Source organism: Sulfurospirillum sp. MES, from assembly GCF_000789415.1.
GTDB lineage: Bacteria > Campylobacterota > Campylobacteria > Campylobacterales > Sulfurospirillaceae > Sulfurospirillum > Sulfurospirillum cavolei.
This window is the reverse complement of record NZ_JSEC01000009.1, coordinates 1-24,788: the sequence shown is the minus strand read 5'-3', so window position 1 is coordinate 24,788 and position 24,788 is coordinate 1. Positions and strand designations below refer to the sequence as shown.

Annotated in this window: 22 protein-coding genes; 13 read left to right on the top strand and 9 right to left on the bottom strand. The window is 41.5% G+C overall.

Translation table 11 applies throughout. The annotated features are described in order from the left end of the window. Positions 1-39: 39 nt before the first annotated feature. From OA34_RS10535 to OA34_RS10510, 6 genes are all read left to right on the top strand, one after another. The gene (locus tag OA34_RS10535) at positions 40-699 is read left to right on the top strand and encodes a 5-formyltetrahydrofolate cyclo-ligase (RefSeq protein WP_039675242.1); all 660 of its coding nucleotides are present in this window, start codon (positions 40-42) and stop codon (positions 697-699) included. Beyond that, entirely contained in the window at positions 605-2,161 is a 1,557-nt protein-coding gene (gene rny / locus OA34_RS10530; protein WP_039675125.1) for a ribonuclease Y, read from the top strand. The genes OA34_RS10535 and rny overlap by 95 nt, the downstream gene beginning before the upstream one ends. Before the next feature lie 49 nt (positions 2,162-2,210). Then, entirely contained in the window at positions 2,211-4,001 is a 1,791-nt protein-coding gene (locus tag OA34_RS10525) for an ABC transporter ATP-binding protein (RefSeq protein ID WP_039675123.1), read from the top strand. Beyond that, entirely contained in the window at positions 3,998-4,663 is a 666-nt protein-coding gene (locus OA34_RS10520; protein ID WP_039675121.1) for a lipid-binding SYLF domain-containing protein, read from the top strand. The genes OA34_RS10525 and OA34_RS10520 overlap by 4 nt, the downstream gene beginning before the upstream one ends. An 8-nt stretch (positions 4,664-4,671) precedes the next feature. Further along, positions 4,672-5,235, top strand: coding sequence for a DedA family protein (locus OA34_RS10515; protein WP_039675119.1), 564 nt, complete (start codon positions 4,672-4,674; stop codon positions 5,233-5,235). Positions 5,236-5,477: 242 nt separating this feature from the next. Next, positions 5,478-6,137 carry a LexA family transcriptional regulator gene (locus tag OA34_RS10510; protein WP_039675117.1) on the top strand — a complete coding sequence of 220 codons (660 nt, stop codon included), beginning with the start codon at positions 5,478-5,480 and terminating at the stop codon, positions 6,135-6,137. Positions 6,138-6,165: 28 nt separating this feature from the next. Here OA34_RS10510 and OA34_RS10505 read toward each other — a convergent pair whose 3' ends face one another. The 4 genes from OA34_RS10505 to OA34_RS10490 all read right to left on the bottom strand — a co-directional run bounded on the left by OA34_RS10505 (position 6,166) and on the right by OA34_RS10490 (position 11,180). After that, positions 6,166-7,074, bottom strand: coding sequence for a bile acid:sodium symporter family protein (locus OA34_RS10505; protein WP_039675115.1), 909 nt, complete (start codon positions 7,072-7,074; stop codon positions 6,166-6,168). A gap of 154 nt (positions 7,075-7,228) precedes the next feature. Next, positions 7,229-7,723, bottom strand: coding sequence for a peptidylprolyl isomerase (locus OA34_RS10500; RefSeq protein ID WP_039675113.1), 495 nt, complete (start codon positions 7,721-7,723; stop codon positions 7,229-7,231). A 65-nt stretch (positions 7,724-7,788) separates the two neighbouring features. Further along, complete coding sequence (locus tag OA34_RS10495) at positions 7,789-9,918, bottom strand: WD40 repeat domain-containing protein (RefSeq protein ID WP_286682994.1); 2,130 nt, start codon at positions 9,916-9,918, stop codon at positions 7,789-7,791. Beyond that, positions 9,894-11,180 (bottom strand): hybrid sensor histidine kinase/response regulator, encoded by a 1,287-nt coding sequence (locus OA34_RS10490; RefSeq protein WP_039675109.1) that lies wholly within the window; start codon positions 11,178-11,180, stop codon positions 9,894-9,896. The genes OA34_RS10495 and OA34_RS10490 overlap by 25 nt, the downstream gene beginning before the upstream one ends. Positions 11,181-11,295: 115 nt before the next feature. Here OA34_RS10490 and OA34_RS10485 point away from each other — a divergent pair, with 115 nt between their 5' ends. Then, the gene (locus tag OA34_RS10485) at positions 11,296-11,994 is read left to right on the top strand and encodes a response regulator transcription factor (RefSeq protein ID WP_039675108.1); all 699 of its coding nucleotides are present in this window, start codon (positions 11,296-11,298) and stop codon (positions 11,992-11,994) included. Here the strand turns inward: OA34_RS10485 and OA34_RS10480 are convergent. Genes OA34_RS10480 through OA34_RS10465 form a run of 4 tightly spaced genes read right to left on the bottom strand, consistent with a single transcriptional unit; the run spans position 11,975 to position 18,211 of the window. After that, a complete protein-coding gene (locus tag OA34_RS10480) occupies positions 11,975-13,714 on the bottom strand; it encodes an EAL domain-containing protein (RefSeq protein ID WP_286682993.1) in 1,740 nt (579 codons plus the stop codon). The genes OA34_RS10485 and OA34_RS10480 overlap by 20 nt on opposite strands. Beyond that, the gene (locus tag OA34_RS13770; RefSeq protein WP_286682992.1) at positions 13,695-15,878 is read right to left on the bottom strand and encodes a sensor histidine kinase; all 2,184 of its coding nucleotides are present in this window, start codon (positions 15,876-15,878) and stop codon (positions 13,695-13,697) included. Before OA34_RS13770 ends, OA34_RS10480 begins: the two co-directional genes overlap by 20 nt. A gap of 3 nt (positions 15,879-15,881) precedes the next feature. Beyond that, entirely contained in the window at positions 15,882-17,099 is a 1,218-nt protein-coding gene (locus OA34_RS10470) for a sensor histidine kinase (protein ID WP_039675106.1), read from the bottom strand. Between the two features lie 56 nt (positions 17,100-17,155). Beyond that, positions 17,156-18,211 (bottom strand): FIST C-terminal domain-containing protein, encoded by a 1,056-nt coding sequence (locus OA34_RS10465; RefSeq protein ID WP_039675104.1) that lies wholly within the window; start codon positions 18,209-18,211, stop codon positions 17,156-17,158. Positions 18,212-18,354: 143 nt separating this feature from the next. Between OA34_RS10465 and OA34_RS10460 the strand changes: the two genes are divergently transcribed. Beyond that, positions 18,355-18,759, top strand: coding sequence for a PAS domain-containing protein (locus tag OA34_RS10460; protein WP_286682991.1), 405 nt, complete (start codon positions 18,355-18,357; stop codon positions 18,757-18,759). Here the strand turns inward: OA34_RS10460 and ybaK are convergent. Next, a complete protein-coding gene (gene ybaK / locus OA34_RS10455; protein ID WP_039675100.1) occupies positions 18,749-19,228 on the bottom strand; it encodes a Cys-tRNA(Pro) deacylase in 480 nt (159 codons plus the stop codon). The two genes, OA34_RS10460 and ybaK, sit on opposite strands and share 11 nt — an antisense overlap. Positions 19,229-19,345: 117 nt before the next feature. On the opposite strand from ybaK, the gene cas6 reads away from it, so the two are divergent. Genes cas6 through OA34_RS10430 form a run of 5 tightly spaced genes read left to right on the top strand, consistent with a single transcriptional unit; the run spans position 19,346 to position 24,695 of the window. Next, positions 19,346-20,071 (top strand): CRISPR-associated endoribonuclease Cas6, encoded by a 726-nt coding sequence (cas6, locus tag OA34_RS10450; protein ID WP_039675099.1) that lies wholly within the window; start codon positions 19,346-19,348, stop codon positions 20,069-20,071. Continuing rightward, on the top strand, positions 20,068-21,909 hold the full coding sequence (locus OA34_RS10445) for a hypothetical protein (RefSeq protein ID WP_039675097.1): 1,842 nt from the start codon (positions 20,068-20,070) through the stop codon (positions 21,907-21,909). The genes cas6 and OA34_RS10445 overlap by 4 nt, the downstream gene beginning before the upstream one ends. Beyond that, the gene (gene cas7b / locus OA34_RS10440) at positions 21,878-22,858 is read left to right on the top strand and encodes a type I-B CRISPR-associated protein Cas7/Csh2 (RefSeq protein WP_286682990.1); all 981 of its coding nucleotides are present in this window, start codon (positions 21,878-21,880) and stop codon (positions 22,856-22,858) included. The genes OA34_RS10445 and cas7b overlap by 32 nt, the downstream gene beginning before the upstream one ends. Then, entirely contained in the window at positions 22,859-23,608 is a 750-nt protein-coding gene (cas5, locus tag OA34_RS10435) for a CRISPR-associated protein Cas5 (RefSeq protein WP_039675095.1), read from the top strand. Continuing rightward, positions 23,571-24,695 carry a CRISPR-associated endonuclease Cas3'' gene (locus OA34_RS10430; RefSeq protein ID WP_286682989.1) on the top strand — a complete coding sequence of 375 codons (1,125 nt, stop codon included), beginning with the start codon at positions 23,571-23,573 and terminating at the stop codon, positions 24,693-24,695. Before cas5 ends, OA34_RS10430 begins: the two co-directional genes overlap by 38 nt. Positions 24,696-24,788: the final 93 nt, after the last annotated feature.

Sequence of the window (24,788 nt, the reverse complement as noted above, 5' to 3'; positions counted from 1 at the left end):
GGATATGATTGTAGTCAAACAAGCCTTAAAGTGACAACAATGGAAAAAATTAAGTTCGAAAGCAAATCCCATTTTCGAGCCTTTGCCAGAGCAAAACTCGAAACTTTAAACGGTTGTTACAGGCGGGATAAAGTGCTCCAGCGTCAACTCTCTTCTTTTCTTTTTCATATGCGCGTCCATTCGATTCTCTTGTACAATCCGCTTGCAATCGAAGCGGATATTCGTAGCGTTATTCATACATGTAGGCGTAGAAAATGCAAGGTATATGTTCCGTTTATGGAAGGTATTAGTTTCAAGATGGTAGAATGGAGATTGCCTTTAGAAAAGAGAGTCTTTAACATCTTAGAGCCCAAAAACTCTTTTAAGTTAAAGCCCAAGATTGATCTTGCCGTGGTGCCCGTCATCGGGGTTGACGGGGCATTCAAAAGAGTGGGTTTCGGGAAGGGAATGTACGATCGTTTCTTTCAAACCCTCGCTAAAAAGCCTCCTATCGTTTTTATTCAAAGGGAGTTGTGTATGACGCAAAGCCGTTTATCCGAAGAACACGATATTGTAGCCGATATTTATTTAACCCCGTATCATACTATCATCAAAAGAGGGGAAAATGGTCCTAGAGTCGTTAGCCGTAGGTGGAGCCGCATTAGTCAGCGGCGTTGCGGGATTTTTCATCGCCAAGAAGATGGAAGCCGCAAATTATGAGATACATGTCGCTCAAGCAAGAGCCAAAGCTAAAGCCATCGAGCATGAAGCGGAACTGATTCTTAGTAATTCGAATTTAAAAGTCAAAGAGGCGGAATTAGAAGCCAAACGTAAGTACGAAGATCGCACGATCGCTCTTAAAAAAGAGCATACCGACAAAATGCTGGAATTAGAGAAAAAAGAGCGTAGTTATAAAGAAGAATTGAAAAAAGTCGGTAAAGAGCGTGAAGAGCTTGAACAACTTCACGGAAATGCGACGAGTTTATACGAAGAGGGATTGCAGCTCAAAGAAGAGTACGCCCAAAAAGTCAATGAAGCGTTAATCGTTTTAGAGCGATCCGCGGGCTTGACGCAAAACGAAGCCAAAGAGATCGTTCTTGCCAAAGTCGAAGAGCAATCGCGTGCGGAAATCGCGCATACGACGCGTCGATTGGAAGAGGAAGCTAAGCAAGACATCAAACGTCGCGTGAATTATATCTTAGCGCAAGCTACGACGCGTTTTGCGGGCGAATTTGCCGCGGAACGTTTGATCAACGTCGTCAATATTAAAGACGACGAGCTCAAAGGGCGTATTATCGGTAAAGAAGGACGTAATATTAAAACCCTTGAGATGCTTTTAGGTGTCGATATTATCATCGATGATACGCCAAACGCGATTATTTTAAGCAGTTTTAATCTTTACAGACGTGCCATTGCGACGAAAGTCATTGAGCTTTTAGTGCAAGACGGCAGAATTCAGCCGGCACGTATTGAAGGCATTTACGAAAAAGTTAAGGACGAATTTGACCAAGGGTTGATGGAAGAGGGTGAAAATATTATCATCGATCTAGGGCTTTCAAAAATGCATCCGGAAATCGTCAAATTGATCGGTCGCCTGAAATTTAGAGCCAGCTACGGCCAAAATGCACTCGGTCACTCTTTGGAAGTCGCGCACTTAGCCGGCATCATTGCGGCAGAGACCGGCGGTGACGTACTGTTGGCAAGACGCGCCGGTATCCTACACGATATCGGTAAGGCGTTAACGCATGAAACGGCGGGTAGCCATGTCGATTTGGGCGCGGAGATTTGCCGACGCTACAAAGAGCATGATGTCGTTATCAATGCGATTTACGCACATCACGGTCACGAAGAACCGACTTCCGTCGAATCGGCTGCCGTATGCGCCGCCGATACGCTTTCCGCCGCACGTCCGGGCGCACGACGCGAAGTTTTGGAGAGCTTTTTGAAACGGGTTCAAGACATTGAAGAGATCGCCAAAAACAAACAAGGCATTAAACAAGTCTATGCCATCAATGCCGGTCGTGAAATTCGCGTAATCGCCAACGCCAAGCTTATTAACGACGACGAAGCGGTTTTATTGGCGAAAGAGATCGCACAAGAGATCGAAAACAAAGTTCAATATCCCGGCGAAATTAAAGTCAACGTCATTCGCGAATTGCGTGCGGTCGACTTTGCGCGCTAAATTTTAACCTAAAGCAAGAGACACGTTCTCTTGCCTTTATCGGATTTTTATGCCAGTACACTACGACTTTAAAACGCTTTTTCGTTTCATCAAACCCTATAAAAAAGAGCTTATTACCGCTAATATCGTCGCTTTTGTCGCGGCAATCGTTAATACGCCCGTTCCGCTTTTAATGCCGATGCTCGTGGATGAAGTTTTGCTGAAAAAACCGGGATTTTTAACCCGCACGATCGATACTTATTGTACCCACCTTCAAAGTCCCGTTGTTTACATCGGTATCGTTTTACTGAGCGTCATTTTTTTAAGATTTGTTTTTTTTCTTTTAAATTATTGGCAAACCAAACTCTTTACGATCGTTTCCAAAAACGTTGCATTTCGCGTTAGGGAAGAGGCGTTGCACCATTTACAAAATGTGGCGATGAATCAGTTCGAGTCTTTCGGTGCTGGAAAAGCAGCATCGCTGTTGGTCACGGATATCGAGACGATCGATACGTTTTTAGGCGTTTCCGTCAGTCGGTTGATTATCTCTATTTTAATGATTTTGGGTGTGGGATCGGTACTGTTATGGATTCATTGGCAGTTGGCTCTTTTTATCTTGATTTTAAATCCGATCGTTATCGTTTTTACGACGAAATTCGCGAAAAAAGTCGCACAACTGAAAAAAGAGCAAAACAAGGCGTTTGAACTGTTTCAAGACGCATTAAACGAAACCTTGGAGATGTTTGTTCAGATTCGCTCCACCAATAAAGAAAAGCTTTTTTTCGACAAGGTGCATAACCACTCTCGCTCGATTAAAGAGCATTCCATCATCTTTACCTATAAAAGCGACGGAGCCAATCGTTTTTCGTTCTTGATTTTTCTTTCCGGCTTTGAACTTTTTCGCGCCGCGAGTATTTTTGTGGTCGCCTATTCGGATTTGAGCATCGGATTGATGTTGGCGATTTTCGGTTATTTATGGGTTTTAATGCCTCCGATGCAAGATATTTTAAATATCCAGTATGCTTACCACAATGCGCAAAAATCGCTTGATCGCATTAACGAAATTTTTGCTTTATCGCTTGAGAAAAAAGGGCAACACCTGCACAATCCTTTTATCGGTACGCAAACGAATGCGATTGAGGTTAAAGACTTGAGTTTTAGTTATGACGGAGAGAAAAAAATCTTAGAGCATATCGATTTACATATTCCAAAGGGATCGAAAATTGCTATAATAGGCGCGAGCGGAAGCGGAAAAACGACCTTAGCGCATCTTTTGGTCGGACTTTATCCTTTGGATGAGGGCGACATTGCGTTTGACGGCGTTTCGATCCGAACGATCGGTTTAGACGTCGTACGCGATCATCTTTTCTTGGTTTTACAAAATCCGCAACTTTTCAATGCGACGATTGCGCAAAATTTGATGATAGACGCGACATGTGAAGAGATTTTGGTCAAAGATGCATTGCGTATCGCACAGCTTGATACGTTGATCGACGAGTTGCCTGAGGGGCTTGAGACGCAAATCGGTAAACACGGTATTCGGCTTTCCGGCGGCCAAAGGCAGCGGCTTTCGATTGCGAGAATGGTCTTGCAACGTCCCAATATCGTCGTTTTGGACGAATCGACGTCGGCATTGGACGTGCATACGGAAACGAAGCTTTTTTGTGCGCTAGAGTCGTATTTGGAAGGTAAGACGACGATTATCATCGCACATCGACTCAGCACCATTAAAAAAGCCGATTATATTTACGTTTTAGACAAAGGTAAAATCGTCGAAGAGGGAACGCATGAAGTGCTCATGCAAGCCGAAGGGGCGTTTTTTAATTATGTTACGGAAAATCAAAGGAGTAAAATCTCATGAAAAAAATATGGATATACGTTATGACGGTTTTGAGTTTAAGTTCGTTAGCGTATGCATCGGCGGAAGAGAATCTTTTGGATTCGGCCAACGCCATTAAAAATATGATATACGATTCTAAAATTAAGATTCCCGAAAAAGTACGCGATAATGCCCAAGCCATCGCGATTTTTCCCGGAACGATCGAAATCAGTATGTTTTTAGGCGGTAGAACGGGCGAGGGTGTGATGGTCGTGCGTAAAGAAAACGGCATGTGGAGCTATCCGTTTTTCGTTAAACTCGGAGGTGCGGGTTTTGGTTTACAGTTGGGTGTCGAGAAAAAAGATATTTTGATGTTCTTTAAAAGCCGCGATATCGTTCAAAAACTTTCGAACAATAAAATGACGCTAGGCGTCGATGCTTCCATTGCCGCAGGTCCTGCGGGAGAGAGTGCGGGAAGAGGAAGCGAAGTCGATTTTTCTTCGGAAGTGTATACCTACACGAAAACGCAAGGCGTCTTTGCGGGTGTTTCGTTTGACGGTTCGGTCATGAACCACGATTACGATCGAAATATCGAACTCTACGGCAATAGCATCTCTCCAGAGCAAATTATCGAATCGGACGGCTTAACCGCTTCGTATGCGATTGAAGAGTTCTTGAAAAGTATTCAGCGTTTAACGCACTAAGGATTTTTGTGGAAGATATTTTAACCTCCCTCTCAACGTACGGGTACCTCTTACTCTTTTTCTACTCTTTCGGCGGCGGGATGGTCGCGATTATTGCGGCGGGCGTCTTAAGCTATGCCGGGCAAATGGATTTAACGCTTTCGATCGTGATCGCCGCAATCGCAAATACGATCGGAAGCGCGTTTTTATTTTCGATGGGACGCTACAATAAAAAAGCGTTATTGCCTTATATCAAAGCGCATCGAAGAAAATTGGCGTTAAGCCATCTTTTGATGAAAAAGTACGGCGACAAAATTATTTTCATTCAAAAGTTTATTTACGGGCTTAAAACGCTTGTACCGATGACGATCGGTATTACCAAATATCCGATCGTCAAGTTTCATTTGATTAACACCGCTGCGGCTATCGTATGGGCTCTTTCGTTAGGAATTGCCAGCTACCAAGCGGGTGAAATTTTGATGCGCATTGCCGCTTATTTTTCGAATAATCCTTTTATGGCACCGGTTATTCTTTTGAGTATCTTGACACTCATTTGGTTTTACTTCCAAAAAGCTACCGCTAAAAAGGTTTAAGGACACTCTTGGCTTCAAACATCCTCGCGGTGTTTGAAGAAGTCCTTAGAAAATTTTATTGCTTAAAATCAGCATTTTCTCTTCGACACGGTTCATAAAGGACGTATAAACATTTTTTGAATGGTTTAGCGTAGACAATAAACTTTTCATAACGACACCTTTGTGATAAAATTTTCATCCATTTTACTAAAATTGAAAAATATGCTACAATTTTATTTCAAAATGAAATATTGGAGGCGAAGATGCCGGATATATTAGCCGTTTTGCAAAAAGTCAAAGATGTTCTCTCTCAGGAAGTCGGAGAGCGGAAGGTTTTCGATAAAGACGTTGCCGAAGCCCTCGGAATCAATCAGCTGACATTGGCGACGATGAAAAATCGCTCCAAAATTCCCTATAAAGAGATTTTAGAGTTTTGCGCCAAGCGAAAAATTTCGATCAATTGGCTTTTATTCGATCAAATCGTCGAAAGTTTACAGGCCGAAACCGATAAGTATGCACGTATTCACTATTTTCGCGATATTTACGCTTCTGCCGGCGGCGGAGCGTTAAACGAAGACGAAAGCAGCGAAATGATGTATCTGGACGAAGAGATCGTCCGGAAGTTAGGCGGTATCGGAATGATTAAGCATATTCAAGCGATCAACGTTTTAGGCGATTCGATGGAACCGACGCTTTTTAGCGGAGACGTCGTCTTTATTAACCAAGAATATACGAATGCAAAAAAAGCGGGCATCTACGTCGTTTCGACGCCTGCGGGTCTTTTTATCAAACGATTACAGTTACATGTGAACGGTACGGTCGCGTTGGTATCGGATAATGAAGCATATGCGCCGGAGATTATGGACGCGCAAGAAGTAAATGTTTTAGGCAAAGTCGTCGGCAAACTCTCTTGTAATATTTGAGGGTAAAAGGTTACCCTCGCGGCGATACTTAACGGTCTTTCTTTGCCCAATATCCCGCCAAAAGCGCGCCCGATATATTGTGCCAGACGCTAAAAATTGCACCGGGAAGGGCACTTAAAGGCGTAAAGTATTTCATTGCCAATGCAACGGCAAGACCAGAATTTTGCATACCGACTTCAATCGCGACGGTTTTGCAAATACGTCGATCGTATCCTAGCCACTTCGTGATCCAATATCCGCCCGCAAGTCCGCAGAGGTTGTGCAACATAATGGCTAAGATCGTCATCATACCAACCGTGGCGATCTTTTGTTGATTGAGTGCGACGACGATAGCAATAATACTCACGATGGCTATCATCGAAAACGTCGCCAAATAGGGCTCGATGCGTGCAATTCGGCGAGATAAAAAATAATTGGCGACGACGCCTAAAATGACCGGAACGATCACCATTTCTAAAATACTCATCAGCATGCTTTGCGCGGGAACCGAAACTTTTTGCCCGACGTAAAGCAAAGTTAAAAAGGGCGTTGCGACAACGGACAAAAGCGTAGAAGTCGTCGTCATCGTGATCGAAAGAGCAACATCGCCTTTGGCAAGATAGGTAATGACATTAGACGCTGTACCGCCCGATACGGCACCGACGAGTACCATACCGATTAACAGTTCGGTGGAAAACCCAAACAGTTTTGAGAGCAAAAACGCCGCAAGCGGCATGATGAAAAACTGCAATCCGACGGTAATCGCGATAATTCGAGGCGATTTCAGCACACGCGCAAAGTCTTCAAGGCGCAAGGTAATGCCCATAAAAAACATCACGGCGATCAGCAGCGTTGAAATATGCATTTTATAGGGTGTAAAATATGCGGGCATTTGATAGGCAAAGAGCGAGAAAAAAAGCGCCCAAAGCGGAAAGAGCGCATTGACACGGTGGATCATCGTAAAACCTTCCTTTATTTTTTAAAGCCATCCCGTCGGATAACGTTCGCTTTGAGTCAAGCGAAACAGCGTGACGATACGAAATACGGGTGATGCGAACGCAACGCCGTTGGAAGATGACATGTAAGCTTTCAAAACTTACATGTCGAAAGAGTTAGAGCTTCTCTTTGATTTCGATTGAGACGATTTTATCGTTTTGTGCGATACTGTCGAGCGTTTTAAAACTCTCTTTGTCGTCTTTTTCGATCCCGCCGAAGACCGTGTGCACGCCATCAAGATGTGGGCAGTCGACGAAGCAGATAAAAAACTGACTACCGCCGGTGTTTGGACCTGCATGTGCCATCGAGATGACACCTCGCTTGTGTTTACTTTTTTGTCCTTTACACTCGCAGGCAATAGACCAACCAGGACCGCCCGTACCGCGACCGTTAGGGCAACCGCCTTGTGCCATAAAGTTTTTAATGACGCGATGAAACGTAAGTCCGTCGTAAAATTTATCGTTGGCGAGCGTCGCAAAATTGGCGACGGTGTTGGGCGTCTCTTCCGCATTGAGCTTTAACACGATTTTCCCTTTTTCGGTCGTAATAATCGCGTAAGCAAATGCCGCGCGTTGTTCTTGCGTGTAGTCGTAGGTTTTAAGTCCCGACATAGGTGTCCTTTAATGAAGTAAGATTATGTAAAGATTTATTATAACAAATTTATGCTCTGATATGCTTATGCGCTACACACGATCGTCTTTGGATATTGCGGCGATTCTTCGGTTCGCGCAATCGCGGATATGCGTTGTAAAACCTCCATTTTACCGTGACGTTTTGCAAATTCGACCAAAATTTTATCCGTCGGGAAAAAACGACAATACTCCAAAAACGTCTTTTCCCAGTCGATTGAAGAGCTCGTGTTTGCGATCGCGTCTTCGAGTTGCGACATGTAGTATTGACGCATGATATTGGCGACGTTTTGCCGACAGACCGTGAGGCTCATATACGGCAAGATATTGGCATAAACGGCACCGTAGTGTTTGGTACTAAGCAATCGGTTTTGCTCTTCTTGGAAGGCGATTTTGAGTTGCTCCAGTGTAACGATCGGCGTATAATTGGTCTGTAAACGGTATTGTTCTTGAAGCTTAACGGCTTCAAAAAGGCGATGATGTTCAAGGTGGTCTTCGAGAATCATCAATGCTTTTGAAACCTCTTTGAGGCGATTGGCTTGATGACGATAGGGACTAAATTGGTGCAAAATATCGGCTAAGGTCAGGGCTTGATCAAAAAAACGGTTTTCCAACGAGACGTTGATTTCGTGTTGCAAGCGTTCGGCGATTTGCAGCACTTTTTGATACAGCGGCGTATACTCTAAAAAGAGATTTTGCGCGACCAGCTTAAAGTAAAAAGCAAAATTTTTCTCTTTGGCGGCATTTTCGGCGAGCGTAAAAATACCGGAACGTTTGAGCATATTTTCGATGATGGATTGCTTCTCTTCGACGTCCTCAAAAAGATGCAACGCCTCTTTGGCACTCTCTTTGTTATGGATAGGCTCTCGTGCAAGTAAAATTTGCGCTTTTTGGAAACTTTTCGTCCATAGTGCTTCCATCGTGGCATATAAAGAACTTTTTTTCAGTGCGGGTTTTAGTTTGACCAACTGATAGGCCAGTGCAAAATGAAAACTGCGGATATAACGGTGTAAGCTCATCAGATCGGGTTGAAGGAGGGAAAGATCGGTAAATTCCAGCTTGCATTTGGGATGGAAAAGGTAAGGTTCGGCTATTTTTTGCGCTCCTTCGATTTCGCCGCGCGCCAAAAGCTCCATAATCGTTTTTTTCTCTTCTTCCCAAAACTCGTAGATTTTTTTGGTTTCGCGATGCGTCATCAAAAAGATATTTTTATTGAAAAGCAAGGAAGCTTCTTTGATTTGGCGCAAACGAATGTGGTTGATAAACTCCGTTTCAAATTCGCGGTGGTTGTAAAAAACGACTTCGCCCGTTTTGAAGCCGATGATAAAATACTTTTTACTGCGAGCAAGCGTCGTAATGCCTTGGTAGGGAAGATTGACATGGTATAAAATTTCCAAGGTTTTAACGTGAATCGCAAAAAGAACCGACTCGCGCGTGCCGACGTAGAGAAATTTTTGACTGTGCGAAAGAATGAAGACGCAAGGCCACAAGACCGTATCGAGGAGCACTTCTTTTTCGATTTTTTGTAGGTAAAGGTCAATTTTGAGCAGTTTGGAATTACGGGTAATCGCCAAAAGATAGCGATCGTCTAAAAAAAGCATCATTTCGATGACGGCATCGAGCTTTTGTTCGAAAATGACGCTGCGCGTGTTGAGTTTGTACACGACCAACTCTTTGGTAAACGAAGCGCGTGCCGCTAGCCGATAGGTTTCGGAAACTTCCACCGCGCTGATGACGTCGCTGCTGATCGGTAAATCGGCCTGTAAACTTCCGTCCAAGGTCGAGACGACGTAAGCGCGTCCGTGTTCGTTACCGGTGATCAGATAGTTGCCGTTTTCGCTAAATGCCGCTTTGCTGATCTGTTCGTTTTTATTGTACGAAAACGTAAAAATCGGCAAAATTTTCGAATCTACTTCGACGAGGTGCTCTACCCCTTTTTGTGAGAAAGAGATGTAGGCTAAGTGCTGCGTAATCGCAAACGGACGACGGTAATAATCGAAAAGATCGTGTTCGTAAAGATGCGATAAGGACGTACTTTTCGTGATCTTAAGCGATTCGAGATCGATTTTGTGCAGGCGGCAGTCGTTATCGATGAGTTGAAGCGACATGTCGTCTTGCGCCAAATGCATACGCGAAACGGCGCTGTGTAAAATTATCTCCCTAGAACTTGGCAGCATAGTTCAAAATCCTCTTGGGGAATGACGCTGATAAGATAATGCGTCGCATAAGGCGTAATTTTGACGAGAACTTCTTGCATATGATCGATCGTTTGGATCGTTCCTTTGAACGTGATGTCTCCTTCGTAGGGAAACTTATCGAAGATGTCGGATAGGGTTTGAAAATAGTCCATTTCTTCAAAATAGACGAGTTCTTTGAGAAAAAGATTTTTTTGCGTCAACTTGACGAAAGTCTCTTCTTTGACGTGGTTCATTGCCAGCGTTTCGAAAGAGGCGTTGTAACGTTCGCATCGAAATGTTTCGTCCAACATCGCCGCGGCAAAAGGCAGTTGTTTTAAAAATTCGTCTTCTTTGAGGCTTAAGGCAATATCCAAAGAAGCTTGGTTTTTTGCTTCTTGAATGCGATGCAGTTCGGTCAAATCTTGAATAATCCCGATAAATTCGATAATGTTGCCTTTAGCATCTAAAATGGGAACGACGGTCGTGTAATGATACAACGGCGAAAGCGTGCGCGTTTGGTTGATGAGCAGCCCTTGCCACGTTTGTTTAGCTAGGATCGTTTTCCATAGATCGGTATACGTTTTTTTATCGGTTGATGGGTGAGCTATGAGTTGGTGCGTTTTACCGACGATCTCTTCTTTACTATAGCCCGTAGCTTTGCAGAAGTTTTCGTTAACGTCGGTAATAACGCCGAATTTATCGGTTGTAGAGACGATGGTCGCTTTATCGAGGGCTTCTTTGTAGGCTTTTAAAACGGCATTTTTCAAATCCAAAGAGCGCGATTGCATTTGGGTCAGTTTTTCTAACTGGGCGTGAGCTTCGCGTAAATCGTGTTCGATTTTCCGTAACTCCTTTTTATGGTGTATATGCTCGACGATTTTGTGCAAAACTTTGAAAATTTGCTCGCTTTGCAGCGGCTTGGTAATAAAATTATCGACTCCGAGATTGATGAGTTTCACGAGGTAATCGATTTCGTTGTGTGCGGAGGTCACTAAAACGGGTTGTTCGGGATAAAGCTCTTTGATCTTCTCGATCATTTCGATGCCGTCCATTACGGGCATACGAATGTCGGTAATGACTAAATGGTATCGGTTTTTTGCGAGCTTTTGCAATCCTTCTTCGCCGTTACTCGCCAAATCGACTCGGCTGAAGATGTCGCTTAAAAAGAGGCTAACTTCTTCGCGCAAGGCAACGTCGTCTTCGACATACAAAACATCCAGATCCTTGCTCCAAGCAATGAGTTGATCAATCGCATTTTCCATAAAGCTCTCCGCATCGTTTTATGGGACTATTATATAACGTAAGCGTTGTATTTGAGTTGTATTTTTTGCTATACTAACCCAAAATTACTCCCAAAAATTGCCTAAAGGGAACATCGTGCGTCATTCACTGTCGTTACTCCTCGTTGAAGACGATACCGCGCTTAATGAGGAATTGTGCCTTTTTTTAGGAGATTTCTTCGATACGATCGATGCTTTTGCTTCGGCGGAAGACGCTTACGCACGTTACTTAACCCGCACGTACGATTTGGTCATTACCGATATTCAGCTTCCCCAACAAAACGGGCTTCATTTGATTGAAAAGATTAAAAAGAAAAATCCTACGCAAACGGTGATCGTCATCTCGGCATACAAAGAGACCGATTATTTTCTAAAAAGTATCGATTTGGGGATTTTTAGTTTTTTGACGAAGCCTTTCGATTCGCAACATTTAATCAATACGATGATCAAAGTTACCGCCCATCTTTGCGCGCAAAAACCTCAAAGCGTTCCGACGAGCGACCTTGTCGTGTTACACCCAGACGTCGTTTTTTCGATGAACGAACGCACCTTACATGTCAACGATATTTTGGAGACGCTAACCGCAAAAGAAGAGGCGTTGCTTTATATTTTGGTCAAGCATGCCGATACGTTTGTACGCAATGAGCAGATCGCCCATGTCGTTTGGCAAAGCGAAGAGGTCAACAGTTCCACGCTTCGCGCTTTGGTCAAGCGTTTACGCGACAAACTCGGGTATGAAAACTCGATCGTCAACTTGAAAAACAGAGGCTATAAACTCAACACGAAGACGGCTTAGGAAAATGTGCCGGAGCTTCGAAAAAGAAGCCTTGCGAAAAGTCCACGCCCAAACGCTTGATTGTTTCGTATTCCTCACGCGTGGATACGAACTCCGCAATCACTTGAACGTTCATCTTATGTGCCATCGCGGTAATCGTTTCGACGATATTTTGATTGCGCGCATTTTGGTCGATGCCTAAAATAAACTGTCCGTCTATTTTGAGAAATTGAACGCCGATATTGTCCAAACGGTTGAGGTTTGAGCGGTCGCTTCCGAAATCGTCTAACGCCAAACGGTATCCCATGGCTTTGAGGACGTGAAGGTTCTTGAGCGGCATTTTGTTCAGGTCGCTTAAAATAATGTCTTCCAAAATTTCGAAAATGACGCAATGCGGGTCGATGCGGTATTGGGCTTGCTTGACATGTAAGAAGTCGATGAACGTGTCGTCGAGTAAATCTTCGTTGGTGATGTTCAGCGAAAATTCGATGTTTTGATCCGCGAAACTTTTGAACGATTTGTTAATCATCATACGGGTTAGGTTGCTCATCAAACCGCTTCTTCGCGCCGCTTCCAAAAAGTGCGAAGGCGAAATAACCTCTCCGTCGTCCTCGATGCGGGCGAGACATTCGTATTTGGCGATTTTTTCTGTTTGGTTGTCGATAATAGGTTGAAAATAGGGAATAACGCGGTCTTCTTCTAAGGCTAAGCGAAACTTTTGAATCCACGTCGTTTCGACTTCGGAGCGTTTTAAGAAAGGATCGCTTGCGTTATAGACGTTGTACTGGCTCGGAATACCGCGCATCTTAGCTTCGCGCAAGGCGATACGCGCGTTGGAGAGCAACAATGCTGGGTTCCGAGACGTTGCGATACCGCACGAGAGCGTCACGTAGATCGGACGATTGTTCATCTCTCCGACGGGTGTTTCTCTAAAAAAAGTTTGAATCTGAATCGCAAAAAGCTCGGGGCTGAGTAGATCGGGGTCGAAGAGAATGACGAATTCGTCGGAATTGTAGCGATACAGATGAACGTCTTTTGCGAGGTTATAGCGCAGAAATTCACCGACTTTGTACAAAACTTCGTCCGCAAAATCGACGCCGTAAGTTTGATTGATAAAGCTAAAATCATCGATATTGTAAAGCATAACGGTGAGTGCGTGGTCTTGTAAAAAACGGTCCAAAAACGTGTAGAGCATCGTGGCGTTTTGGAGTTTCGTCACCTTGTCGAGCGTTAAAAATTCATGTACGATTTGATCGTTTTGCTCCAGCTTTTGGTGTTGTTCTTGGAGCAAGGCTTCGAGTTTTTCTTTATTTTGAATGTTGTCTTTGCGCTCTTTGATGAGTAACGAGACTTTGTAAAGCGTTTCTAAAAGCTGTTCAAAATCGATCGGTTTTAGGATATAGCCGTTGACGTTGTTACGGATACTCTCTAAAAAATATTCGGTTTCGTTGTGTGCCGAGACGACGACGATCAGCTGAAATGGGTTGATCTCTTGAATGCGTTTGATGAGTTCCATGCCGTTCATATGCGGCATATTCAAATCGGTAATTAAAATGTCGTACACGTCGGGTTCTTCTTGATAGCGCGCGTATGCTTCTTGTCCGTCACTTGCTTCGTCGATTGAGGCGAACAGATCGCTTAAAAGCGCGACGGTGTTTTCACGTAATATTGCATCGTCTTCGACGTATAAAACGCGTAAATGAGACGTCAGCGTTAAAAGCTCATTGATCGCTACGGACATCGTATTCTCCCCGAATTTTCACGCTGAATTTTGCTCCGCGTTTGGTATTGCAGACGCTTAAAATGCCGTGACAATGCTCTTCGATAATCGTTTTTGACATGTAAAGTCCAAGCCCAGTGCCGTTTTTTTCCGCTTTGGTCGAAAAGTAGGGATCGAACACTTTGGAAATAATCGCCTCGGGGATACCTCCGGCGTTATCTTCGATCTCGATGACAAAAAATTCCTTCTCTTCGTAAGCGTTCAAGCGTATCGTAGCATTTTCTATTTTTTTGTCAAGAAGCACGTCTTGGGCGTTTTTTAAGATATTAATGAGCACTTGCGTTACTTGCGCTTCGTACGTGATAAATTCGCGTGTCGAACGGTTGTCGATCTCTACGGCAATTTTGTGAACGTCAAGGCTTTTCCCGATAATGCGAAGCGTTTTTTCGATAATGTGCGCCAAAGAGCTTTTTTCGTGACGTTGGTCGGGTTTGAAAAAGTTACGAAAATCGTCGATCGTATTGGTCAAAAAGTGGATGTAATTTTCGATCTTGTCGATGGCCGTCGTTAAAAATTCGTCTTGCGCGACGCGTCCTTCCGAGGTCGTAAGGTCAAATTTTTTGAGGCTTTGCTTGAGTTTGATGCTTGCCGTGACCGTTGAAATTGCGCCCAAAGGTTGTCGCCATTGGTGTGCGATCATACTGATCATTTCGCCCATTTGCGCAAGACGGGATTGATAGATCATCATCTTTTGAGTTTCCATATTTTCCAAGATGCCCTCTTTGATTTTTTTATCCATCGAATCGTACAAGTTTTGCAGCTCGTGACTCATCGCCGAAAAGTTGTCCAAAAGGGTGTTCAGCTCGATAATGTCCGAATGCGGAAGTTTGGTCGTAACAAGCTTGTCTTTGAGGCTTCGGGTCGCTTGAATGAGTTCGTGAAGCGGGGTTAAGATTTGCGAGGAAAAGCGTTGGGCTCGGCTAATGAGAATAAATAAAAAGACCAAGTAAAACAACGCCATAAAACCAAGTGCGATATAACCGATGAAGTCGGTTTTTGCTTTCAGGTCTTTGCCTCTTTTTAACAAAGAGTCCTTATCCAAAAGTAAAACAAGCTTCCAACCCGTTTGCGAAATGAAGTTTTGCGTGATCAAAAAATCGGTGTCGGCATAGCGAAATTCGTCCAAAGGAGTGTTTTCTTTGACCATTTTTGTGAGAAACGAAGCTAGGGCGTTGGTTTTATTGTCGAAAAGGTTAAAATCTTTCGGCTTTGAAATCGTATTTTCTACGGGTGCATCATAGGCGTGGGAAGTCAGCTCGTGAATCCCCAAATAAGACTCCAAAGCTTGGCTCATACCTAACATGTAACCGTGTTCGTCGACTAAAAGGCTCATGGAACGATAGGGAAGGCGAAGGGAGAGAATATTGGAAATCAGCTGATCGATCGTAATGTCGACGCCTACGACGCCTTCTAAAAAGTCGCCTTTGTACACGGGTGCAATCGCGCTAATCATCCAACCAAGACCCGCCGGATCGAGGTAAGCGTCCGTCCAGACGATCTTTTTCTGAGGGTTATGCTTTTCGTCGGCAAGAAAATAAAAATTGTACTTAGGAATATCAATGTCGTGTGCGTACTGATTGAGTGCGTCGGGCATAAAAGGGCAAAGGCGGTTCATCGAATCGTGACTGTTAAAATAGACCTGTGCGATATTCGGATTGCTTTGAAGCATTGTGTTGTAAAAGCCGTCAAGTTCTTCGGTTGCGATTGCTTTTTCAAGACGATACGGCGATGTTTGCTTGACGTTGGAGTAAAAAAGCGTACATGCGTTTGGCGTTTGTTGCGTATTGGTGATGACGCCGTTTTCCAATTGCTGATAATTGTGGCTTTTAATGCCGACATGTTGAGGATCAAATCGGGCAAAAAACGTTTCATGTTCTTGAGCAAAGAGTGCCGTCATATGCGAGACGTCCTTAAACGTAACGTTAACGATTTCGGCGGAACGACTGCTAATCTCTTTGATATGAATCTTCGTCTCTTCGATCAAGGCTTTTTGCGTGCTTTCGCTCACATGCGCATTGCTCCAAAAGTAGGCCCATAGAAGCATTGCTTCGATCAAAAGAAGAGGAAAAATAATGGATTTGAGGTACTCTTTTTGGATGAGTTTCGATAAGCTTTGGCGTAACATGCATTATTCCTCTTTGAGTTTGATGATAAAACGTGCCCCGATCGGGGTATTTTCGGCATAGATCATACCGCCGCAGTGTTCTTCGATGATGGTTTTTGACATGTAAAGACCCAATCCCGATCCGTTTTTCTCGCTTTTGGTCGAAAAATAGGGTTCAAAAATATACGGGAGAATGTGTGGGGGAATGCCTCCGGCATTGTCTTCGATGCTTAAAACGTGCCACTCTTCTTGCTCTTCGATGTGGATAAAAATATGCGGATATTTGATGTGACGCTCTTTGATGACATCTTCGGCATTTTTCAAAACGTTTAAAATGACTTGCGTCACTTCGCTCGCATACGTCAAAATCTCGTGTGAACTTTGGACGTCGACTTTGATCGCGATGGTGTTGATCTCCAACGCTTTGCCGATGATGTCAAGCGTACGGTTGACGAGTTGGGCGAGGCTTACATGCTCTTTTTGTTTGTCGGGCTTGAAAAAATTGCGAAAATCATCGATCGTGTGAGTTAGAAATTGCACGTACGATTCGATTTTTCCCATCGAATCCAGCAAAAACGCCTTAGACTGCTCTTTGGCTTCTTCACTGCTCGTATCGAGGCGATTGAGTGAAACTTTAAGACGGATCGATGCGGCGACGGCGGAGATAGAGCCTAAAGGCTGACGCCATTGGTGTGCGATCATGCTGATCATTTCGCCCATTTGCGCAAGACGGGATTGTTGCAAGATGTGCTTGTCTTTTTCACGGTTTTTAGCCACTTCCTCTTCGATGCGGCGTTCCAAATTTTGGTTGATTGCTAAAAGATCGTGGTGATTTTTGCACGCGCGCACGGCATTTTCAAGTTTGGAGTGAAACGAAGAGACGATAGAACAGAGCAGTTCAAGGTCTTTTTTATCGGAATAAAAGAGAAAAACCATACTGTCGTTATCGATCGTGACGTATAAAAAAGTATTTTGTCCTTCCGTTTGGACGCTAATGTGATCGTTTGAGCTCTGCACGTCGGGTCGTTTAAAAAGCGGTTTTAACGCCTGTTTGCCTAAAAAGCAGCGTTCGACGTAGCCTTTTTCTTCGGAAACGTATTGCCAATAAAGCGATGCGAGCGCACCGGTTTTGCGCGTAAAAACACGCAAAAAACGCTCGACCATCGTTTCCAAGTTTAAGGACGTTCCGATGGAACTGACGCATTCGAACGTCAAAAGCAGCTGTTCGTTGAGGTATTGCATCGTTTCTCCTACTTACATGCGCGGTCTAACGTTTGTTGATGAGAATCATACAACACTTAAAGGGTTCCTATGACGCATGTATTGTTATAAAACTCGATTCCTTCTTGATTGGCGTTGGCAATTTCGCCTAAACTTAAAACGCCCCACAACGGAATCGCGTTATCGTACACGGAAGTAATCGCTTCCAACTCTTCGCCGTAACGCTCTTTAAGAAGTAAATAGCGTGAAATACAGTCTATCAGTAAGGCGTTGCTGTGCGCTTGTGTTTTGACATGTAAGGAAGCAACGGCCGCTTCGCGAGCCGCTTCGATAATGGCGTCGGCTTTACCTTCTAAGATGGAAATAACCGAATTTGCGTCGATTTGTGCATTGAGCGTTAAAGACTGACCGTTTGTCGAAAAGGGTTCTCTTATAATAAAGTCTTTGTTATAACGAACGATGCCCAAAGGAAAGCGTTGCGCGATCGTGAAAAAAGGCGTCTGATCGAAAGGAATGTCGCTGATTTTTTCGACGATGGAACGGTACACGCTATAGGCATCTTGAAAGTTGATCTTTTCCAACGTATGCCCCGAACAATGCGTCGCAATAAAAGGACCCATAACGGTCGTCCAACCGTGTTTGATCCCCAGACCGACACTTTGCTTGGAAGCGACGACGATGGCGTAGTTGGTGTAGCGTTGCGTGTTGTCGAAAAGAAGATACGATGCGGGATCGAGCGTCATTTTACCCGCGCCCGCGCCTAGAATGCGTGCTTGTTCGGGTAATTGGGCATAGAGGACTTCTAAAAAGCGATCGGTATGAATCGAATAACCGTCGATAAACGTTAAGACCGCGTTGGTCTCTTCGGGAAGTTTGAGTTGGGTCGTATTGTCCATGGGGACAATGCACGAGAGGGTCGAGTCGGACATTTTCGCGACGATAATTCCCGTATCGTATGTGTGATGTCGGTAAATAACGCGCGGAAAAACGGCACCGACAAAGGCAATATCGTCGGGCAAAGTTGCCAACGGCGCAATGTCGGTTTGATCGGCGACGAGCAGTAAATAGCGACCTTTTGTAAGACTCGTATGCAGTTTTTCCGCACTCTCGAAAAAAGAGATTTGTTCAAACATCATCCTCTCCAAAGTTTTAATGCGGTCATTGTACACCATCTAGCGTGACAAACGCGTTGTATCAATCGGCTCATATCGCTTGCAACGTGTTTGCAACGTTGGCGTGTTATGATGGCGTTAATGTTTTAAAAAAGGTCGAAACCATGAGCGAATATAAACAGTACAACATTCAGATGATCGATTTTATCGGTCACGGAATATGGGATTGGAATATCGCAACCAATGAAATTTTTTTCTCTCCCCAATGGAAAAAAATGCTCGGATACCAGCCCGATGAAATCAACGATACGATAGACGCATGGAGCTCTCGCGTGCATCCGGACGATTTTACGCAATGCCTGAATGAATTGGCGGCATTGTTTAGCGGCAAAATCGTGCATTATCGTTGCGAACATCGCATGCTTTGCAAAGACGGACACTATACCTGGATATTAGCGCAAGGCGGCGTTATCGCACGCAATGAAGAGGGTTCGCCCCTACGCGTCCTCGGTACGCATACCGATATTGACGATCTTAGGCGCGCGTTGGAAGCAAAATCTAAGCTTTAACCAAAGGCTCGCATACGGCTTGGGTCGCTTCAATCAGCACGGACGGGGCAAGATGCAGTTGCACGCCCCGAAGCCCCGCACTGACGTACACTTTTTCATGCTGATGAATGCTCTCGTCGATAAACGTCGGGTAGTGTTTCTTCATCGCCAGCGGCGAACAACCACCCCTGATGTAGCCCGTCAGTCCTAAAAGCTCTTTGACTGCCACGAGTTCACACCGCTTAGCGTTTGCAACCTTCGCCAAAGCTTTAAGGTCGATCTCCTCAGCGGCGGGAATGCACGCTACTACAATACGCTTCGCTTCATCACGCGCTACTAACGTCTTAAAAACACATTCAGGTGCAACACCAAGCGATTGTGCCGCATGCACCGCACTCAAATCCTCTTCGTCCACTTCGTACGAACTCATCTCATAAGGCAGTTTCAGCGTATCCAAAAAACGTGCCGCATTGGTTTTTTTTAGGTTCATTCTTTTTCTTTCAAGTTTTTTACAAATGGTAGCAAAAAACGTTTCAATTTGAAATATTTTACCAATAAGTAATAAAATAGTAGTAAGATTATTTAATCTTAAAAAAAAGGATTTTGTGTGAGATATTTTGAACTGAGATGCGTCGCATACCTAAAAAAAGAGATGGCTTTTGAGCGTAGCTTTGAGTTGCTTTCCAAATACATCAGCTTTTGCATGTACCAAGAAGGAGAAGGCGAAGTCCACCAAAAAGAGGGCTTCAAATACTACGTTTTTAGCGGCTTTAAACCCAAAGACGAGGACATTCAAAAGAAAACCTATCGAGGCGGTGAACCGTACCCCTTTACCATTCGCTCCCTCGATGAAACGCTCATCGACACACTTTCAACTACGCTGCGCCAAAACATCAACAATGAAAATCTCCTTGTCGTCGAAGCCCATAAAAAAACCATTTCACAGTTTTTCATCACCGAACTCTACAGTGCCACCCCCGTCATCGTCTCGGTAAGCAACGGCAAATACTGGACCATGAACGAAAGCGGCGACATCGTCCAACTCCAAAAACAACTTCATGAAAACTTAGAGAAAAAATACCAAAGCTTCTTCGGAGAATCTTTACATGTAAACCAAAATTTCATCCAGCTCATCGAAATCAAAAACAAAGTCCCCCAAAATATCCTCATCACCAAAGAAGGCAAATCCATCCGATTTTTTGGGAATAAATTTAGGATCGTGCCTAATGAAGATGAGGTGAGCCAGAAATTGGCGTTTGTGGCATTAGCGTGTGGGGTTGGGGAGAAGAATAGTTACGGCGGTGGATTTATGCTTGGAAGGGGGATAAGATGATTAAAGAGATTGTGGATATTGGTAGAGTTTCTAATAAACTAGGTTCTGTTTTTACATTTAAAGATTTGCCAAAATTTTATGTGGAAATCATTCTGGAATGGGATGGAAAAGATTTTACCTTTATCCCCAATGAAACTATACAATACACTAATGATATTGAAAAATATTTGGAGTATGGTGTGCATAGAGGGAAAAAAGGAAGTACCTTATATTTTTTCCCGACATCATTTATTGTTACAAAAAAAGAGTTAACAACAGACAAAGCAAAATTACTTAAAAAATTCCAAGATGGACAGAAAGAAATTATTGCTTTTATTAAAGATGAAAAATATAGGGAGAAAAAAGTATTTTTAGAAAAAAAATCTAGTTGTTTAATTGATAATCTAAATTCTATTTTAGAATTGGCAAGTGTAGGATTGGATAGAGCTAATCAAGACAAAGAAAAGAATGAGCGAAAAGATGAAAGTATTGCGATTGTCGTTAAAGTGAAAAGTGATATTAAAATTGACAATGACACTATCTTTGAGATCTTTCAGTCTATTGAATTTTATAATACGGCTAATATTCTTGAACAAGGGGCAGGTAAAACGAAAGCACATACTATGGGTAACTGTAATGTTACTCAGCAGAATGATTTGCTTTACTATCCGAGTGGAAGTTTTTACTATCCATTTTCAACCGACAAAATTAATGTCAAATACAATTTGACTGATGCTAAAAATATTTTTGTATTGTCAAAAGAAGCCTATATCAATTTTATGACTGGAACAACTTTTTTAGAAAGTAACAACCGTTTTTATTTTATGGGTTTGAACTCTTATATTACGGCTTCTTGCTTAAATGACGAAGTTTTAAAGGAGTTTCAAAAATACACCAAAGAAGCGCAATCCAACTTTGATGGATTGCTTAATCTAGTCAGTAAATTTTTCCAAAATAGAAATGAATTATTACTCAATTTTTATTTTAATGAGCCTACTAAAACGGGTAATAATATAGTGGAATACATCAAAGATGTTATACCGTCAACTTTGATTCGAAATGTAAAATTATTTAAAGAGTATAAAGAATTTTATGCTCAAGAATTTAATAGAAAGCTTGATAAATACAGTTGGCAACAACATATTTATCATATTTTTTATAAAGATGGCTACAGAAAAATGAGAACAGCATTATTTAGAAAAATAGCATTGAATGATAAGATAGATGCTCCTCAAGTGATGTTGTTTCTGAATGAAAAGATGCAATATGGAATTAGTAAAAAAGAAGATGATAAGCAAAGATACTATAGTGGTGATGTTGTAAAACATTATATATTTTTATGCTGGATATCAAAAATCAACAAAGGAGAAAGCACAATGAATGAACAAGAAAAACAAGAGGCGTTTGTAGGTAAAAGCTACGAAGAAAAATTGACCTATTTTTTACAAAATTGTAATTTGGTCAAAGATTCATCATCAATGAAAATAGGGGCTTGTATAGGACTTGCCATCAAGATACTTAGCTGGTCTATTAATAATTATGATAAAAAAGCATTAGCATTTGTAGGTAAACGAATTGAGCGAAACAACCTCAATTCGGTACAAATATTTATGAATGAAATTTTTGCTAAAACAAAATTTCATGAATTTGAAGGCTTGCAAAGTATAAATATAAAACTTTCTACCCAAGAACTATTAAAACTTGATGATAAAAGATTTAACAAAGATGAGTTTATCTTTGGGCTATTTTTAGGCAATGAACTTTATAACAATGTAAAATCAGACAAAGACCCAACCCCACCAACAAATGAAGAGGAGATAACAGAAGATGACACAACAACAGGAGAAGAAAATGAATAAGAGAGAGTTTTTATTTTTGTATGATGCAAAAGATTGTATCCCAAACGGAGACCCATTTACGGGTGAACAAAGATATGATGAAGATACACAACAGGCGTTAGTTTCGGATGTGAGACTTAAACGATACATTAGAGATTTTATTGATGATAATGAAAATGATGAGGTATGGCTCACTAAAACTAGTGATAAAGTTTTTTATTCTGATAAAACAGGCAAAAAAACGACAGGAATGAGAGCATCAGAGGTATCTCCAAAAGCTGAGAATGTTGATAACTTGCAAGATTTAAAAAATAAGTGTATTGATGTGCGATTATTTGGAACTGTTGTCGCTGGTAACAGTAAAAAATCAGCAGAATATAACACTCAAGCCACTGGTGCTGTACAATTCAAACTTTTCAATAGAACATTGAATAAAGTGTTTTTGCCTACAACTCAGAATACCTCTATTATGGTGAGTAAAGATGGCAATGAACAAGGTTCGATGGCGACTTTTAGTTTTATGCCTTATGGCTTATTTAGTTGTATCGGTTATTTTAACCCTACAACTGGAACAGAGAATAACATTAATGAGAATGATTTAGAAAAAATGAAAATAGCCCTTTGGAATGAGATAAATCTTAAAAATACACGCTCTAAAACAGGACAACAATCAAGACTTTTGATAGAAATAGAATACAAAGATGACTATTATAAAATTCCTGACATTGAGTATTCTATTACGCTAAAAGATGAAAAAAAGTTCAAATATCGACAGTTTGACGATATCAAAGACGACTTAGATTTTACAAAATTGAGTGATTTTTTGAATCGCTCTGAAGAGCTTATCAGTACGGTTAAAATTTATATTGACGAGTTTTCTTTTGCAAAAAACTTTTTGAGTGTTGATGAAATATTAAAATCAAAAGTTCAATATTTTGCAATCAAAGGCAAAGAAATTAAAGAGCTGTAAATGAAAAAACAGGTCATTAAATTTAAACTCAGTGGTGATTATGCACTGTTTAAAAAACCTTTTGCAAATAATCAGCCTCAATCTTTTGTTATACCACCTAAAACCGCTATTTTAGGCTTGATTGGAGCCATTATGGGATGGAGTAAGGAAGATTATATAAAAAATCTTCCTTTTGAAAAATTTGGCTATGCTGTAAGACTTTTGACCTCAAAAATCAAAAAAGAAACGGTTGGAATCAATCTTATGCAAGGTAAAAATGGCAAGTTTACATTTGAAGAAAATCCTATCAGTCATCCATCCCCTGATCGAGGGCAACGAAGTCCAACGAGATATGAATTTATAAAAGATATCGAGTGGGAGATATTTTTAAAGATAGGAGATTCTTCAATTAGAGAAAAACTTTTTGAAAGACTTCAAAAAAAGATTTTTGTTTATAATCCAAATCTTGGGATGCAACAGCTTTTTGCAAGAATAGATGGGGAAGATTTGATTAATGTTGAATCGGCGAAAGAAATAAGTGATAACCTTTACACCTCTTTTGACAAGCATTTGGTAAAATTTACTATCAACAAACCAGTGGCTTTTTATAATGAACTCATTCCTGTATCTTTCAATGACGATAGAAGTTTACCAATAACCAAAGAGATGATTAGTTTTGTTGGAGATTATAGTCTAAAAATTACCAATAAAGATGAATTGGAAGAAAAACTCTATGCAGACAATGACGGACGACTTTATCAATTCATTTAATCTCATTTCGCACACTGAGCCAAACAGAAAGCTCATTGTGCATCTTGGGGAAGCGTACAATAAAGCTAAAAAACGACTAGATGAGCTTGATATAAACTTTGATTTGTTGTCAATTTCACATGAACAATTTGAAAAATTACTTCAAATCACCGTGTTTTGCCATGATTTTGGAAAATCATCTATTTATTTTCAAAAGAAAATTTTAGAAAGTCTCACTAAAGGCAAAGAAGAAAAAGAAAAAAAACTTTCTGAGCATGGTCTTATTTCTGCATTTTTTGGCTATTTTATAGCGATTGAGTCGTTTGCTTTTGATAAAAGAGTCGCAAGTTTCGTTTTTATGGCGATTCGCTATCATCATTTAGATTTAGACAATGCCGAAACTATGCAAACGGTTGATAAAGAAGCAATCAATAAGGTACTCAAAATTTTTGAGGGTGTTAAAAAAAATAGCTCCGAAGTAGATGCAATGTATCATCATTTTTTAGGTATCAATGGAATAATCGAAAATTTTGGAACTTTCTTGATAAATAATTTTCCACATGATGAAATTGAATATTTAGAGAAGTTTTTTTGGTTTAAAGATGAATATCAAAATAACGATATTTTTATCTTTATGCTTCTATTCTCATTACTTATTTATGCAGATAAAGAAGATGCTATTTTTAGAGATAGGATTGCGGACAAAATCCAAAGTCACACTATTATTTCAAGTAAAGTTGATGATTTTAAATCTGAGTATTTTAAAACAAGAGATAAAACACCGCTTGATAATGTAAGAGAAAAAATTTACCAAAATATTGTGGATGAATTTAACAGTAATGAAATAATAAAGAATAAAGTATTTTTTATCAAATTACCAACAGGTGCGGGGAAAACGCTACTACTATACAAACTGGCAATGCAACTTAAAGAAGAACAGAATTATCAAAAAGTTTTTTATCTTTTACCTTTCATTACTTTGATAGAGCAAAATGCTAGCATTCTTAAAGATTTGCTAGAGTTTATGGGAATCAATAGCAATGATAATCGTGTTTTTTTAGAAAAACATTCCCTTGATCTGGCTACACTTATTAGGACACAGAAATGATAAGATTTCTACATAATAAGGAAGGATTGATAATATGGTCAACAAAGCTCAGAAATATACACAAGAGTTTAAAAACTCAACAATACAATTAGC